General features: G+C 70.5%; 12 protein-coding genes. 8 read left to right on the forward strand and 4 right to left on the reverse strand.

Translation table 11 applies throughout. The annotated features are described in order from the left end of the window. Positions 1 to 19: 19 nt before the first annotated feature. Positions 20 to 1159 carry a branched-chain amino acid ABC transporter substrate-binding protein gene (locus MMSR116_RS12155; RefSeq protein WP_039892407.1) on the reverse strand — a complete coding sequence of 380 codons (1140 nt, stop codon included), beginning with the start codon at positions 1157 to 1159 and terminating at the stop codon, positions 20 to 22. A 211-nt stretch (positions 1160 to 1370) separates the two neighbouring features. Here MMSR116_RS12155 and MMSR116_RS12160 point away from each other — a divergent pair, with 211 nt between their 5' ends. Both MMSR116_RS12160 and MMSR116_RS12165 read left to right on the forward strand, forming a co-directional pair. Beyond that, on the forward strand, positions 1371 to 2576 hold the full coding sequence (locus tag MMSR116_RS12160; protein ID WP_010682878.1) for an amino acid aminotransferase: 1206 nt from the start codon (positions 1371 to 1373) through the stop codon (positions 2574 to 2576). A 4-nt stretch (positions 2577 to 2580) separates the two neighbouring features. After that, complete coding sequence (locus MMSR116_RS12165; protein WP_010682877.1) at positions 2581 to 3612, forward strand: hydroxyacid dehydrogenase; 1032 nt, start codon at positions 2581 to 2583, stop codon at positions 3610 to 3612. A gap of 189 nt (positions 3613 to 3801) precedes the next feature. Here MMSR116_RS12165 and MMSR116_RS12170 read toward each other — a convergent pair whose 3' ends face one another. From MMSR116_RS12170 to MMSR116_RS12180, 3 genes are all read right to left on the reverse strand, one after another. After that, a complete protein-coding gene (locus tag MMSR116_RS12170; RefSeq protein WP_010682876.1) occupies positions 3802 to 4596 on the reverse strand; it encodes a hydroxypyruvate isomerase family protein in 795 nt (264 codons plus the stop codon). A 3-nt stretch (positions 4597 to 4599) separates the two neighbouring features. Further along, positions 4600 to 5271 carry an aspartate/glutamate racemase family protein gene (locus MMSR116_RS12175; protein WP_010682875.1) on the reverse strand — a complete coding sequence of 224 codons (672 nt, stop codon included), beginning with the start codon at positions 5269 to 5271 and terminating at the stop codon, positions 4600 to 4602. A gap of 75 nt (positions 5272 to 5346) precedes the next feature. Then, positions 5347 to 6396: a LacI family DNA-binding transcriptional regulator gene (locus MMSR116_RS12180; RefSeq protein WP_010682874.1), complete on the reverse strand. Its 1050-nt coding sequence runs from the start codon at positions 6394 to 6396 to the stop codon at positions 5347 to 5349. A 182-nt stretch (positions 6397 to 6578) separates the two neighbouring features. Between MMSR116_RS12180 and MMSR116_RS12185 the strand changes: the two genes are divergently transcribed. From MMSR116_RS12185 to MMSR116_RS12210, 6 genes are all read left to right on the forward strand, one after another. Further along, entirely contained in the window at positions 6579 to 7886 is a 1308-nt protein-coding gene (locus MMSR116_RS12185) for an alpha-hydroxy acid oxidase (protein WP_010682873.1), read from the forward strand. A gap of 13 nt (positions 7887 to 7899) precedes the next feature. After that, entirely contained in the window at positions 7900 to 8961 is a 1062-nt protein-coding gene (locus tag MMSR116_RS12190; protein WP_010682872.1) for a lactonase family protein, read from the forward strand. A 164-nt stretch (positions 8962 to 9125) separates the two neighbouring features. Beyond that, a complete protein-coding gene (locus tag MMSR116_RS12195) occupies positions 9126 to 10421 on the forward strand; it encodes an MFS transporter (RefSeq protein WP_010682871.1) in 1296 nt (431 codons plus the stop codon). Between the two features lie 31 nt (positions 10422 to 10452). After that, positions 10453 to 11286, forward strand: a complete 834-nt coding sequence (locus MMSR116_RS12200; RefSeq protein ID WP_010682870.1) for an NAD-dependent epimerase/dehydratase family protein — start codon at positions 10453 to 10455, stop codon at positions 11284 to 11286. Positions 11287 to 11673: 387 nt separating this feature from the next. After that, the gene (locus MMSR116_RS12205; protein WP_010682869.1) at positions 11674 to 12375 is read left to right on the forward strand and encodes a molybdate ABC transporter substrate-binding protein; all 702 of its coding nucleotides are present in this window, start codon (positions 11674 to 11676) and stop codon (positions 12373 to 12375) included. 132 nt (positions 12376 to 12507) lie between these two features. Beyond that, positions 12508 to 14139 carry an ABC1 kinase family protein gene (locus MMSR116_RS12210; RefSeq protein WP_010682868.1) on the forward strand — a complete coding sequence of 544 codons (1632 nt, stop codon included), beginning with the start codon at positions 12508 to 12510 and terminating at the stop codon, positions 14137 to 14139. The last annotated feature ends 157 nt before the right edge of the window (positions 14140 to 14296 follow it).

The following is a 14296-nucleotide window of genomic DNA, read 5'->3' on the forward strand; positions in this document are numbered from 1 at the left end:
CGACATGAATTGCCGGGCCTCACGGCATGGCGAGGTCGTTGCCGGCGTAATCGAGCCGGCCGTCCGGCGTCCGGCGCCAGATCCGCAAGGCGATCGGGCCGCCGGTCCGGTCGCCGCGGGCATCGAAACCCACCGGGCCGAGGAGCGTGCGCGTCTGGCCGGCGCGCAGGGCGTCGGCCACCGGGCGTCCCTCGGCGATGCGGCCGGTCTTCGGATCCGCCACCCGGGCGCGCTCGACCGCCTGCGCGAGGAGCTGCACGGCCGCGTAGGCCTCCGCCGCCACGCTCTCCGTCTCGGGGCTGCGCGGCGCGGCACGGGCGCCCCGGACCTCCGGCAGGCGCGGCGGGTCGGGCGGCAGCGTCATCACGGTCCCCTCCCCCGCGCTGCCGGCCGCCGCGGCGAAGCCGGGATCGAGGATGCCGTCGCTCGCCACCAGCGTCGCTTGGAGGCCGGCCTCCCGCATGGCGCGAAGCAGCGTCGCGGCCTCCGGGGCGAGGCCGCCGAAATACACCGCCTCGACCCGCGCGGCCCGCAGCCGGGCGACCAGATCGGACAGGTCGCGCGTGCCCCGGGCGAACCCGTCGAACAGCACCTCCGGCATGCCGGCCTCCTTCAGCCGGGCCGCCACCGCATCGGCGAGGCCGCGGCCGAAGGTCGAGCGGTCGTTCAGGATGCCGATCCGCCGTCCGGCGAAGGCCCTGGCAAGATAAGCCCCCGCCACCTGCCCCTGCTGCGCGTCGCTCGGGGCCAGCCGGAACAGGTTCCACAGGCCCCGGCCGGTGAGCGGCGCGTAGGCCGCCCCCGGCGTCACCAGCACGGCGCCGGCATCCTCGTAGACCGGTGCCGCTGCGGCCACCGCGCCCGACTCGAAGGGACCGACCACCAGCCGGATGCCGTCGGCGGCGAACTTCCGGGCGACCGCCACCGCCTGCCGCCCCTCGCCGCCGTCATCGGCCGGAACGAGGACCCAGCGCGCGCGCCCGCCGGCGGTGCGGTTGAGATCGGCCACCGCCTGCTCGGCGCCCTGCCGCAAGCCCTGGCCGAAGGCGGCGTCCGGCCCCGTCAGAGGGGCCGACAACCCGATCCGCACCGGCGCCTGCGCGTCGGCCGGGCCGACGGCGAGGAAGCCCGCGAGGATCAGAACGAGGCGACGCATCATGGCGCCACTCTAGGGCCGAGACGGGGCCCTCCGGAAGGGCCGCACCGACGCTCGGTCGTCATCGTTGAGCGGATCGGGACGCTGATGCGCGTGGAAGCGCTGGCGATTGGCCGCGTTGTGCGAAATAAGGGCGGCGGCCCGGTCCGTTGCCGGGCCTGACGGGGCGCCCGCGCGCGTCACCGCCGAAGACCCTCTGGGACGATTGACGATCATGACCTCGCTGTTCGCCGGCATCCAGGACGCGCCGCTCGACCCGATCATGCGCCTGTTCGAGGCCTTCAACGCCGACCCGAGCCCGAAGAAGCTCAACCTCGTGGTCGGCGTCTACACGGACGCGGACGGCAAGGTGCCGCGCCTGCGCGCCGTGCAGATTGCCGAGAAGCGCTGGATCGAGAAGGGCCTGCCGAAGACCTACCGGCCGATCGAGGGCACCAAGCCGTTCCGCGACGCCGTGCAGGAACTGCTGTTCGGCAAGGGCGCGCCGATCCTGTCGCAGAACCGGGTCGCGACGCTCCAGAGCATCGGCGGCACCGGCGCCCTGAAGACCGGCGCGGACGTCTTGGCCAAGCTCTATCCGGGCGCCACCGTCGCGGTGAGCAACCCAAGCTGGGAGAACCACAAGGCCCTGTTCACGCAGGCGGGCTTCACCGTGGTCGATTATCCCTACTTCTCGGCGGAGACCGGTGGCGCCGACTATCCCGCCATGCGGGCCGCCCTCCAGGATCTGCCGAAGGGCTCGATCGTCGTCCTGCACGCCTGCTGCCACAACCCGACCGGGGCCGATCTCAGCCTCGACGAGTGGCGCGACCTCGTGCCCCTGATGGCCGAGCGCGGCCTGATCCCGTTCCTCGATATCGCCTACCAGGGCTTCGGCAACGGCCTCGACGCCGATGCCGAGCCGGTGCGCCTCTTCGCCGAATCCGGCCAGGAGTTCCTGGTCGCCTCCTCGTTCTCGAAGTCGTTCTCGCTCTACGGCGAGCGCGTCGGCGCCCTGACCATCGTGGCCGAGAACACGGCCGCCAAGGCCAAGGTCGAGGCCTTCGCCAAGCGACTCGTCCGGGCGAGCTACTCGAACCCGCACACCCACGGCGCGGCGATCGTCGAGATCGTGCTCACCGACCCGGAGCTGCGCGCCGACTGGGAGCGGGAACTCGCCGAGATGCGCGACCGGATCCGCACCATGCGCGAGCGGATGGCCGACAGCCTGCAGCAGCGTCACCCCGAGCGGGGCTTCGACGCCATCAAGGCGCAGAAGGGCATGTTCTCCTACACGGGCCTGAGCCCCGCGGAGGCCACCCGGCTGCGCGAGGAGCATGAAGTCTACGCCCTGGAGACCGGCCGGATCTGCGTCGCGGCCGTCAACACCCACAACATCGATCACGTCATCGACGCGATCGACGCCGTGGTGAAGGGCTGACCCGGTGGCGGCCCTCAAGCGCGTCTGCCGGTTCAACGTCTGGATCAACCCGGTCTTCGACGAACGGCTGAGGGCCGAGCCCGACATCGACCTGCAGGTCGGCGACCTGCAGGGTCCGGAGGACACGCTCCGGGCGCTTCTGGAGCAGGCGCACGTCTTCCACGTCTCGCCGGCACGGGACGAGCTGCCGCGCCGCTGGCACGTCACAGACGCCCTGCTGGCGGAATGCCCGAACCTGCTGGCCGTCTCGTCGGGCGGCGCGGGCTTCGACACGGTCGACGCCGCGGCCTGCACGCGGGCCGGCGTGGCGGTGGTCAATCAGGTGGGCGGCAATGCCCAGTCGGTGGCGGAACTCGCGATCGGCCTGATGCTGGCCGTCGCGCGCAAGATCTGCGTGTCGGACCGCCTGCTGCGTACCGCGCGCGGCTTCTCGCGGGAATCGCTGATGGGCCACGAGATCGGCGGCTCGACTCTGGGCCTCGTCGGGATCGGCCATACGGGCCGGGCGGTGGCCAAGCTCGCCCGCGGCTTCGATATGCGGGTCCTCGCCTACGATCCCCTGCTGTCGGACGAGGAGATCCGGGCGCGCGGTGCGGAGCCGGTCGACCGGGCGCGGCTGCTCGATGAATCCGACATCGTCTCCGTGCACTGCCCCCTCGACGACACGACTCGCGGCAGCTTCGACGCCGCGTCCTTCGCGGCGATGAAGCCGGGAGCGCTGTTCGTCACCACCGCCCGCGGCGGCGTGCACGACGAGGCGGCGCTCGCCGCGGCGCTGACCTCCGGGCACCTCGCGGGGGCCGGCCTCGACGTCTGGTCGCCGGAACCGCCGAACCTCGATGCCGCCCTCCTCAAGCTCGACACCGTGGTGGCGACCTATCACACCGCCGGGGTCACCCACGAGGCGCGCCGCAACGTGGCTTCCTGGGGCGCCGAGCAGGTCATCGGCCTGCTCAACGGCGAGCGGCCGCCGCGGCTGGTGAACCCGGAGGTCTGGCCGGCCGTGCTGGAGCGGCGGGCGCGGCTCTTGGGTTGAGTTTCGAGCGGCGCCTGTCATCCGGCGCTGATCCATCCCACCCCCTTATCCTGGGGTGACCGCATCGGCGAGCCTCGCAGGAGGGCTCCAGGGCTGGCGCGGCCGGCTGGAGGGCTCCTTCGAGGCTCCGCTGCGCTCCGGCACCTCAGGATGAGGGTGTGGTTTGGATGTTTCGATCCTGACAGTCCATCACGTTGCAGCCCGCATCCACCCGAGCCCGGCCTCGGTGCCGGCTGCAGGGTGATACTCGCAGCCGACGAAGCCGGCATAGCCGACCGCCTCCAGTGCTTCGAAGATCGGATCGAAGGCGATCGTCCCGGTCCCGGGCTCGTGCCGGCCGGGATCGTCGGCGATCTGGACATGGGCGATGAGCGGGGCGTGGGCGCGGATCAGCGCCGCCGGGTCGTGACCCAGGCAGACGCAATGGTAGGCGTCGAACAGAAGCTTGACGTTGTCGCGGCCGATCGCACGGATCGCCTCCACCGCCACCATCGGGTCGTCGATCACGTAGTTCGCGATCGAGCCCGGGCCGATCGGCTCGACGATCACCGTCATGCCGCGCGCCTTCGCGGCGTCAGCCGCGAAGGCGAGGTTGTCGAGATAGGTGTCCCAGAGGCGCGCCTGCTCGACCCCCGCCGGCCGGACGCCGGCCATCGGGTGGACCATGCGGCAGCCGAGCTGCGCCACGTAGTCGAGGGTCGGCGCGATGGTGGAGCGATAGTAATCCACCTTGTCGGGCAGCGCCGCGAAGCCCTTCTCGCCTTTCGCGGCGTCGCCCGCCGGAAAACCGGTCTGGACCAGCGGGACACCCGCCCGTTCGAGCCAGCCCGCCACCTCCGCGGCCGGCGTCGCGAACAGGTTGGGGTGCTCGACCGCCCGGAAACCTGCCCGCGCCGCAGCGGCGAAGCGCTCGGTGAGCGGCAGTTCCGTGAACAGGAATCCGCAATGGCCGCTGAGGCGGTCCTTGTAGGCACCGAGCTTCATGGTTCAGGCGCTCCTGCCGGTCTCGATCATCGCGCGCATCCGGTCGACGGCCGCGTGGGGCGCCGTGAGGACCGGGACGGTCACGGCCTTCCGCACCGCCTCGGCCGCCCGGGACGTGGAAAAATGCGCCAGCATGATCGCGTGGCAATCGGCCAGCTCCGGCGCCCGCTCGGCAATCAGCCTGTTGTGGGTCTCGGCATCGCCGGCCCGCAGGCGCGCCATGGCGTCGTCCACCAGGATCGTGCGCAGGCTCGCCCGCCGGTCGGACTGCCCCACGAACTCCTCGAACTCGTCGGTCATCGTGCCGATGGAGGGTCCGAAGGTCGCGAGCATGCCGATGCGCTCGCCCTGCGCAATCGCCGCGCGGAACATGGCCTCGTTGGGCTTCAGCACCGGGACCGGCACCGTCTCGATCAGCCGGTCGATGGCCGGGCCGAAGGCCGAGCACGTGATCAGGATGCCGTCGGCGCCCATGTCGTGGCCGTAGCGGCCGAACCGCACGAAGCGCTCGATCATGCCCTCCGAGATCTCGCCGGGCTCCTTCGCCCGGTCCGCCGACAAGCCGTCGTCGAGGAGATTGACCGTTTCGGCCTCGGGCCACCGCTCCGCGAACGCGGCCTGAATCGGTGCCATGGCGACCGGAGTCGCGTGCAGGAGAACGATGCGAGGAGCCATGCTGACGTCCGAGTTCGGCGAAGGCGGAACATCCGCTTTGTAAGCGATTTCAAAACGGTGGCAAGATAGCGCAGGTCATGCGGCCTCGCGCCGGGGCGGCGCCGTGCTCGCGCGCAGGATCAGTTCGGCGTCGATTTCGGTGAGGCGCACCACCGGCCTCCCCTGGATACGCGCGACCAGATGATCGCCCGCGGCGTGGCCGATCTCGGCGGAGTGGATGCGGATCGTCGTCAGAGGCGGGTCGAGGAAGGGGGCGAAGTCGGAATCGTTGTGGCCGATCACCGACAGGTCGCCGGGGACGGACAGGCCGCGGGCGCGCGCCTCGATCATGGCGCCGAAGGCGATCTGGTCGGTGCCGCAGATGATCGCCGTCGGTGGCGGACCGCCCGCCAGCATCTGACGGAAGCCGTCGCGACCGCCGCCGATGCCGTAGGAAATCTCGATGTCGTGCTCGGGGACGAGGCGCAGCCCGCGGGCGGCCAGCGCCAGGGCGATGCCCGTCACCCGGGCGCCGCCGCGGTCGTTGTCCTTGCGCAGGCCGGAGATCACGCCGATCCGGCGGTGCCCGAGATCCATCAGGTAATTGGCCGCCCGGGCCGCCGAAGCGGCGTTGTCGAACCCGACACAGGGGCGCTCCCGGGACAGGCTGAAGGTCTGCACCATGGGGATCCCGGCGCCGGCAATCCGGGCGTGGAGATCCGGATGGTGGATGTCGCCGACCAGCATCAGTCCGTCGATGCCCCGCTCCAGCAGGAAGGTCGCCTCCCGGAGCTCGTCCTCGAGGTCGTAGCCGGCATTGGCCGCGACAAGGGTGTAGCCCGCCTGCCGCAGCCGATCCTGGAAGCTCGACAGGACGCGGACGAAGGCCTCGTTCTCGATGTTGGGCACCACCGCGCCCACCGCCATGAACCGGCGGGTTGAGAGCGCCCGGGCGGCTCCGTTGGCGACGAAGCCGAGATCCCGGGCGGCGCGCATCACGGCCTCACGCTTGTCGGCCCGGACGCCCGCCGACCCGTTGAGCACGCGGGAGACCGTGGCCGTCGAGACCCCGGCGCGGCGGGCGACGTCCCGCGCCACCGGGCTGCGCGCGGGCGCTTCGAGACTTTCACCCGGGAAGTCCAGCACGGAAACGGCCCCTCCAATTGACCCGCGGAAACATGGGGCGCGATACGCCGCATGCCGAATCCTCCGTGCGTTCGACCGGATCCGACGCGCAGACAAGCAGTATATTGACACCCCTCCGCCAGGCTGGCTATCTGAAAGCGCTTTCAAAAATGTCTCATCCAACGACCGACAGGGAGGCCCCGATGGCGACGCTCGACCAGACGGCCTCCGGGCTGGGCGCACCCGAGCGCGCGGCGCCGACCGTCGGCGGGGCCGACGCGACGGCGGCGGGCATCGCCGCGCCGCAGGCGATCGTCACCAGCCTGAAGCGCAGCGACGCGGTCACGCCCTACCGGTTCCGCGACCTGCTGGCGCTGGACGATTTCGAGCGCCACGCGCGCAGGCTCCTGCCGCCGATGATCTTCCAGTACGTGTCGGGCGGGGTGGAGACCGGTTCGGCCCTGGCGCACAGCCGCGGCGCCTATGCCGACTATGCCCTGGTGCCGCGGCTGATGCGGGACACCTCGGCGCGGGACACCGCCACCACGCTGTTCGGCCAGACCTACGCGGCGCCCTTCGGCATCGGGCCGCTCGGCGGGGCCGCCTTCATCGCCTACCGGGGCGACCTCGTGCTGGCCGAGGCGGCGCGGCGCATGAACGTCCCGATGTGTCTCAGCGCCTCCTCGCTGATCAAGCTGGAGGACGTGCACGCCCAGAACCCGCAGGCGTGGTTCCAGGGCTACCTGCCGGGCGACCAGAACCGGATCGACCGCCTGCTCGACCGGGTCGCGGCTACGGGCTACCGCACCTTCGTGGTCACCGCGGACACGCCGACGCTGGGCAACCGGGAGCACAACATCCGCAGCGGCTTCTCAATGCCGATCAAGGTGACGCCCAAGGTGGCGTGGCAGAGCGCGACGCATCCGCGCTGGCTCATCGGCACCGTGGCCCGGACCTTCCTGAAGCACGGCGCGCCGCATTTCGAGAACACCGAGGCCGAGCGCGGGCCGCCGATGATGTCCCAGGGCGCGGTGCGCAACACCATCGCCCGCGACCAGCTCTCCTGGAAGAACCTGGAGGCGATCCGGAAGCGGTGGTCCGGCAATCTCCTGGTGAAGGGGCTGCTCGCGCCGGAGGATGTCGAGATCGCCCGCGAATGCGGCGCGGACGGCGTGATCCTCTCGACCCATGGCGGGCGCCAGCTCGACTATGCCGTCGCGCCCCTCGACGTGCTCCCGGAGATCGCCGCCCGGAAGGGCGGCCTGAAGGTCATCGTCGACAGCGGCATCCGCCGGGGCACCGACGTGATGAAGGCCCTGGCGCTCGGCGCCGACTTCGTCCTGCTCGGTCGCCCCTTCATGTTCGCCGCCGCGCTGGGCGGCGTGGCGGGCGTCGAGCACGCGATGCGGATCCTCAAGGAGGAACTCAACCGCGACATGGCGCTGATCGGCGTGAACCGCCTGTCGGAGCTCAACCCCGACTTCCTGCGCCGCGTCCCGCGGCGGGGCTGATCCGGAGATTCCGATGCCCGACACCGCGCACGCGCCCCTCGGCCTCGCCTTCGTCGGCTGCTTCACCACCGAGCGGCGCAGGGCCCGCGGCCGGGGGATCGACATCTACCGGGTCGGCGGCGGCCTCGAGTCGTGGTCGCATCTCGGGCGGGTCGAGGGGCTGACCAACCCGTCCTTCCTGGTCACCGACCCGGGGCGCGCCGTGCTCTACACCGTCCAGGGCGACGGCGCGGAAGCGAGCGCCTTCGCGGCCGACGCGAGCGGTGCCCTGCGCGCCCTCGGCGGCGCGGATACCGGCGGCACCAACAGCGTGCATCAGGCGCTCGATCCGGACGGACGGTTCCTGATCGTCGCCAACTACGCCAGCGGCTCGGTCGCCCTGATGCCGGTCCGCGCCTATGGCGGGCTGGAACCGGCCAGCCACGTCCTGCCGCTCCCGGGGGAGACCGGCCCGCACCGAACCGAGCAGGCCTGCGCCCACCCGCACCACGTGGTCCTGTCGCCGGACGGCCGCCACGCGCTCGTGCCCGACAAGGGGCTGGACCGCGTCTTCGTGCTGCGACGGGAGGGGGAGCAGCTCGCCATCGTCTCGGAGACCGCGATGCGCCCCGGCGCCGGGCCGCGCCACATCGCGTTCCATCCGAGCCGCCCCCTCGCCTTCCTGGTCAACGAGCTGGACTCGAGCCTCGCCACCTGCCGCTGGGACCCGGCGTCCGGAACGCTGACGCCCCTGCATCTCGCCCCGACCCTGCCGCCGGACTACTTCGGCGCCAGCACCGCGGCGGCCATCGTGATCACGCGCGACGGACGGTTCGTCTACGCGTCGAACCGCGGCCAGGACGGGATCGCGCGGTTCCGGGTGGACATCGCCGGACGGCTCGATCCGGCCGGCTGGACGCAGGCGGGCGGCCGCGACCCGCGCTTCATGGTTCTGGCGCCGGACGGGGAACACCTCCTCGTCGCCAACGAGCAGGGCGACAGCCTCGTGGAATTCGCCATCGATCCCACGAGCGGGGACCTCACCCGGACGGGCTCACGTCCGAGCCTCAGCCCCTGCACCATCGCGTTCCTGTAGGAGCAGCAAGCGACCTGCAGGGCTTCCCGGCCTCAAGAGCAGAGATCTCTCCCGCAAATCCTCCCGCCACTGTCGGTGATGAGGACGAGACGCGAAGCTGCTTTCGATCCGTACAGGGCAAATAAGAACGCGAAACGCTTCGCACCGTCGCCAGAGGAAACGCCATGTTCGCCAAGCGCTACAGGTTCCTGATCGCGTTCCTGCTGTTCATAGCCGGGATCATCAACTACATGGACCGCGCCGCGCTCGGCGTCGCGGCGCCGTTCGTCAAGCAGGACCTCAACCTCTCGCCCTCGGAACTGGGGGTGATCTTCTCGACCTTCTTCTTCGGCTACGCGATCTTCGCCTTCGTGGGCGGGCAGCTCGCCGACCGCTACGGGCCGCGCAGCGTCTACAGCTGGGCCGCCGCCTCGTGGTCGATCCTGTGCATGCTCACGGGCGCGGTGACCGGGTTCGCGCAGATGTTCATCGTCCGCGCCCTGTTCGGCTTCGCCGAGGGGCCCATGAACTCGACCACGAACCGCACCATCACCACGTGGTTCCCCCGCGAGGAAACCGCCCGGACCATCGGCTTCACCTTCTCGGGCCAGACAGTCGGCAGCGCCATCGCGGCTCCGGTCGTCGGCCTGCTGGCGATCCAGTATGGCTGGCGGGTGGCGTTCGTGGCCATCGGCGCCGCCGGCCTGCTCTGGGTCGTGGCGTGGCGCCTGCTGATGACCGACCGGCCCCAGGACAACCCGCGGGTCGATCCCGAGGAGATCGCCCTCGTGGAGCGCAGCCGGGCCGTCACGCACCTCGCGCCCTCCGATCACGCCCGGTCGCTGAAGGAATACCTGTTCCTGCCGAGCACCCTGTCGCTGGGCCTCGGCATGTTCGCGGTGAACTACACCCTCTACATCTTCCTCTCGTGGCTCCCGAGCTACCTCACCGACGCCCTGCACATGCCGGTGAAGGAGATGGCGCTGGTCGCCTCGATCCCCTGGGCCTGCGGCTTCGTCGGCTATGTCGGCGGGGGCGTCATCGCCGATTTCGTCTACACCCGCATGGGCGACAAGCTCGCCGCGCGGAAGATCACCACCATCGTGCCGCTCGCCATCGCGGGCGTCGCCCTGATCGCCGTCAACGCCGCGACGAGCACGGCCATGGCGGTCTCGCTCATCGCGCTGGCCGTGCTGATGCTGACGAGCTCGGTGCAATCCTGCTGGGCGACGATCCACGAGCTGGTGCCCGAGGCGCGGGTCGGCGGCGTCAGCGGCTTCATCCACCTGCTGAGCAACATCTCGGGCATCATCGGGCCGACCGCCACGGGGCTGGCGGTGCAGTATCTCGGCGGCTACGCCAGCGCCTTCGTGATCGCCGCCCTGATCGCGGCGGCCGGCGTCGTCGCCATGGCGATCTTCGTGCGGCGGCCGCCCAACCCGGTGGAAGCCGGCCCCCTCGCCGCGGTCAAGCCCGTCTGATCCAGGCCACCCGATTCAGGAGCAGCGACTCATGAGCGCCGAGACAGTCCCACCCAAACCTGTCCTCCTGACCGGGGCGTCGGGCGCCCTCGGGCGCGTGCTGGCCCGCGCGCTCGGCGCGCAGGGCTGGACGCTCCGGCTCACGGACCGGGTCGCCTTCCCCGATCCCCTGCCCGAGGGGGCGCGGTTCCAGATCGCCGATCTGGAGGACGGGCCGGCGATCCTGCGGCTGGCGGAGGGCTGCGGCACGATCCTCCACCTCGGCGGGATCTCGGTGGAGCATCCGTTCGAGACCGTGATCGGCCCCAACATCCGCGGGCTCTACCACGCCTACGAGGCGGCTCGCCGCGAGGGCGCGCGGATGATCTTCGCCTCCTCGAACCACGCCATCGGGTTCCACGAGCGGTCCGAGGTGCTGGACGACGACTGCGCCCTGGCGCCGGACGGCTATTACGGCCTGTCCAAGGCCTATGGCGAGCTGATGGGCGGCCTCTACCGCGACAAGCACGGGGTCGAGAGCGTGTTCCTGCGCATCGGCTCCTGCTTCCCGGAGCCCACCGACGCGCGGATGCTGGCGACCTGGCTGTCCTACGCCGACCTGACCCGGCTGATCACGCGCGCCACGCTGGCGCCGAGTCTCGGGCCGAAGGGCACGGTGGTGATCTGGGGGGCGTCCAACAACAGCCGCATGTCGTGGTGGAGGAATGACGGGCGCGACGTGATCGGCTGGGCGCCACAGGACAGGGCGGATTCCTACGCGCCGGCCCTGGAGGGCAAGACCAGCGGCAACCCGGTTGTGGAGCGCTATCAGGGCGGCGGATTCACAGGGATCGATTATTCGCGGGCGGAGTCCGGCAAATCCTGAACCCAAGTCGCGAGCGCCCTCCCTCCCCCTCTGCGGGCTTATGGTTCGACAGGTTGGAGTTTAGGTCTCTGCGAGGCCCGCTATCCTCGATCTCATTCTCCGATGCAGGAGCCCGCAAGCACTCCACCTTCGTCATGCCGGGGCCGCGCAGCGCGGAGCCCGGGATCCAGACACGCCGCGTGCCAGGATCTTGCACAGTCGGTGTCTCTGGAGTCCGGGCTCGCCTGCGGCGCCCCGGAATGACAGGGGCGGACGCGTCATCCGAAGCGTCCACACGCCTGAGCGACGAATGTTTTGATCCGGAGAGCCCTGGCCCCTCCGCGAGGTAGGGAGAACCGCGTCTCCCGTCAGCGCCCCAAGCACCCCGACGAACTGATGGAAAGCACCATGGCAGACGAGCAGACCACGACCCGGCTGAAATGCGCCCTCGTGGTGCGCGGCGCCTTCGACGCGCATGTCATCCCGGCCTTCGAGGCTTCGGGTGGCCGGACAACGATTCACTGGGCGCCGACCACCGTCATCATGAAGGCGCTCGAGGAGGGCGAGACCGCCGACGCGGTTCTGGTCCTGTCGGATGCCATGGACCGGCTGATCGCGCAGGGTCGCGTCGAGCCGGAGACCCGGGTCGACGCCGTGCGCTCCCGGTACGGCATCGCCGTGAAGGCCGGGGCGCCGCATCCGGACATCGCCACCGTCGAGGCGCTGAAGCGTACCCTCACGGAGGCGCGCTCGGTGGCCTACTCGCGCACCGGCGCAAGCGGGATCTATTTCGCCGGCCTGCTGCCGCGGCTCGACCTGGCCGAGGCGGTCAACGCCCGCGCGACCATCATCCCGCAGGGCTTCACCGCCGAGAAGCTCGTCTCCGGCGAGGCCGACCTCGCCGTGCAGCAGATCAGCGAGCTGATGGTGGTGCCGGGCATCGAGGTGGTCGGGCCGTTCCCCGAGCCGGTGCAGGAGGTGACGACCTTCTCGGCCGCGATCCTGCGCGGCGCGACCGATCGGGCCGGCGCAGCCCGTTTCCTGGCCGGTCTGACGACCGTTCAGGCCGCGGAGGCGTATCGGGCGAGCGGGCTGGAGCCGGCTTTCTGACGAATCGGCTGGTGCCGCTTGCGACGTTGAAGCCGGCCCAGCCACACCCGTCTCGGTGCCGCGACCGCAAAAAAGTCCTTATGCTCGTGCTGTCCGGGCGCTTCATCCCGTCCGAACGGATCGCGCCTGAACATGCTGAAGACAGCCTTCGTTGCCGCCCGCGACCGTCAGCGGCTGTCCGAGATCGCGACCATCCTGATCGGCTTCGGCGTCACCCGCGTGGTGGACCGCCTGGGCCTGCGCTACCTGCCCCTGCTGCCGCGCCGCCAGCCCCGGGTCGACGTCACCCGCCTGTCCGAGCCCGAGCGGCTGCGCCGGGCGATCGAGGCGCTGGGGCCGACCTTCATCAAGTTCGGGCAGGTGCTGGCGAGCCGGCCGGACCTGCTTTCCCCAGCCTGGACCGAGGAGCTACAGAAGCTCCACAGCCAGGTCGTGCCGGTGTCGTGGGAGCAGATCGGGCCGCAGCTGGAGCAGGATCTCGGCGCCTCGCCGCAGGAGGTCTTCGCCGAGTTCGACATCAGCCCCATCGCCTCGGCCTCCATCGCCCAGGTGTACCGGGCGCGCCTGCACACGGGCGAGGACGTCATCGTCAAGGTGCTGCGGCCGAACCTGCGCAAGATCATCGAGGCGGACCTGCGCCTCATGGCGCACGGCGCCCGCATCGTCGAGAACGAGTGGCCCGACATGGCCCGCTACCAGCCGCGGGAGCAGATGCGCCACCTCGCGGAGGGCCTGAACGGCGAGCTCGATTTGCTCAACGAGGCCCGGAATTGCGAGCTGCTCGCCCAGATCTTCGAGGACCGTGACGACATCGTCTTCCCGAAGATCCACTGGGAATACTGCTCCGAGCGGGTGCTGGTGCAGGACTTCATCCACGGCATCCCGCCCAACGACGAGGCGGCGCTCCGCGCGGCCGGCGTCGACAAGAAGCTCCTGGCCCAGAAGGGCACCGACGCCTTCCTGCAGATGGCGCTGATCGAGGGCGTGTTCCACGCCGATCCGCACCCCGGCAACATGCTGGCGCTGCCCGGCAATCGCATCGGCTTCATCGATTTCGGCATCATCGGCCGCCTGTCGCAGCGGCGGCGCTCACAGCTCCTCGTGCTGATCGGCGCCATGCTGAAGCAGGACGCGGACGGCCTGATGGCCGTGCTCCTCGACTGGACCGGCACCAGCAACCCGGACCTGACCCGGCTCCAGGTCTCGGCCCAATCCTTCGTGGAGAGCCACTCGTCGATCCCGCTGAACCTCGGGCTGGTGCTCACCGACTTCATGAACATGGCCCGCGAGAACGATCTCGCCATGCCCACGGACCTCGCCATCCTGTTCAAGGGCCTGGTGACCGCCGACGGCGTGATGCGTCACCTCGACCCGAATTTCGATCTGTTCGCCGCCGCCGGCCCCACGGTGCGGGCCAGCATGCAGACGCAGTTCTCGCTTTCCGCCCTCAAGCAGAAGGCCGAGGCGCTGGGAGTCGGCCTCTACGGCGCCGCCTCGGAGCTGCCGACGCTGATCCACCTGATGCTGGTGCGGCTGAAGCAGGGTCGCGTCACCGTCGAGATCGAGGTGAAGGGGCTCGACAAGGTCACCCGCGGCATCGAGCGCGCCGCCGCGCGGGTGGCGGTGGCGCTGGTTGTGGCGGCATTCGCGACCCAGCTCGCGCCCCGGCTCATCGATCTCGGCACCCCCGTCTTCGTCTCGATCGGTTTGATTATCTTCGTGCTCGGGATCGGCTGGCTCGTGCTGCTGATGCGAAACAAGTAACCGCGTTCGTCACACGCGCCGCCCAAGTCCGAAGTTTTCACCTGCGGCCGAATACAGAGATCAATTGACGGATCTCCGCGCCGTGATAGCGTGAGACATCCAACGATTCGCTCGGTCCTGGGCGGGGATGGCACCAGAAGCGGTCTGAACCGCCGGG

It is taken from the genome of Methylobacterium mesophilicum SR1.6/6 (genome assembly GCF_000364445.2).
In the GTDB taxonomy this organism is placed as follows: Bacteria; Pseudomonadota; Alphaproteobacteria; order Rhizobiales; family Beijerinckiaceae; genus Methylobacterium; species Methylobacterium mesophilicum_A.

What these genes read in the sequence shown, in the direction of transcription:
- MMSR116_RS12200 (WP_010682870.1), top strand. Translation starts at nt 10,453, where the DNA reads ATGAGCGCCGAGACAGTCCCACCCAAACCTGTCCTCCTGACCGGGGCG.
- MMSR116_RS12155 (WP_039892407.1), bottom strand. Translation starts at nt 1,159, where the DNA reads ATGATGCGTCGCCTCGTTCTGATCCTCGCGGGCTTCCTCGCCGTCGGC.
- MMSR116_RS12205 (WP_010682869.1), top strand. Translation starts at nt 11,674, where the DNA reads ATGGCAGACGAGCAGACCACGACCCGGCTGAAATGCGCCCTCGTGGTG.
- MMSR116_RS12170 (WP_010682876.1), bottom strand. Translation starts at nt 4,596, where the DNA reads ATGAAGCTCGGTGCCTACAAGGACCGCCTCAGCGGCCATTGCGGATTC.
- MMSR116_RS12195 (WP_010682871.1), top strand. Translation starts at nt 9,126, where the DNA reads ATGTTCGCCAAGCGCTACAGGTTCCTGATCGCGTTCCTGCTGTTCATA.
- MMSR116_RS12175 (WP_010682875.1), bottom strand. Translation starts at nt 5,271, where the DNA reads ATGGCTCCTCGCATCGTTCTCCTGCACGCGACTCCGGTCGCCATGGCA.
- MMSR116_RS12210 (WP_010682868.1), top strand. Translation starts at nt 12,508, where the DNA reads ATGCTGAAGACAGCCTTCGTTGCCGCCCGCGACCGTCAGCGGCTGTCC.
- MMSR116_RS12185 (WP_010682873.1), top strand. Translation starts at nt 6,579, where the DNA reads ATGGCGACGCTCGACCAGACGGCCTCCGGGCTGGGCGCACCCGAGCGC.
- MMSR116_RS12190 (WP_010682872.1), top strand. Translation starts at nt 7,900, where the DNA reads ATGCCCGACACCGCGCACGCGCCCCTCGGCCTCGCCTTCGTCGGCTGC.
- MMSR116_RS12160 (WP_010682878.1), top strand. Translation starts at nt 1,371, where the DNA reads ATGACCTCGCTGTTCGCCGGCATCCAGGACGCGCCGCTCGACCCGATC.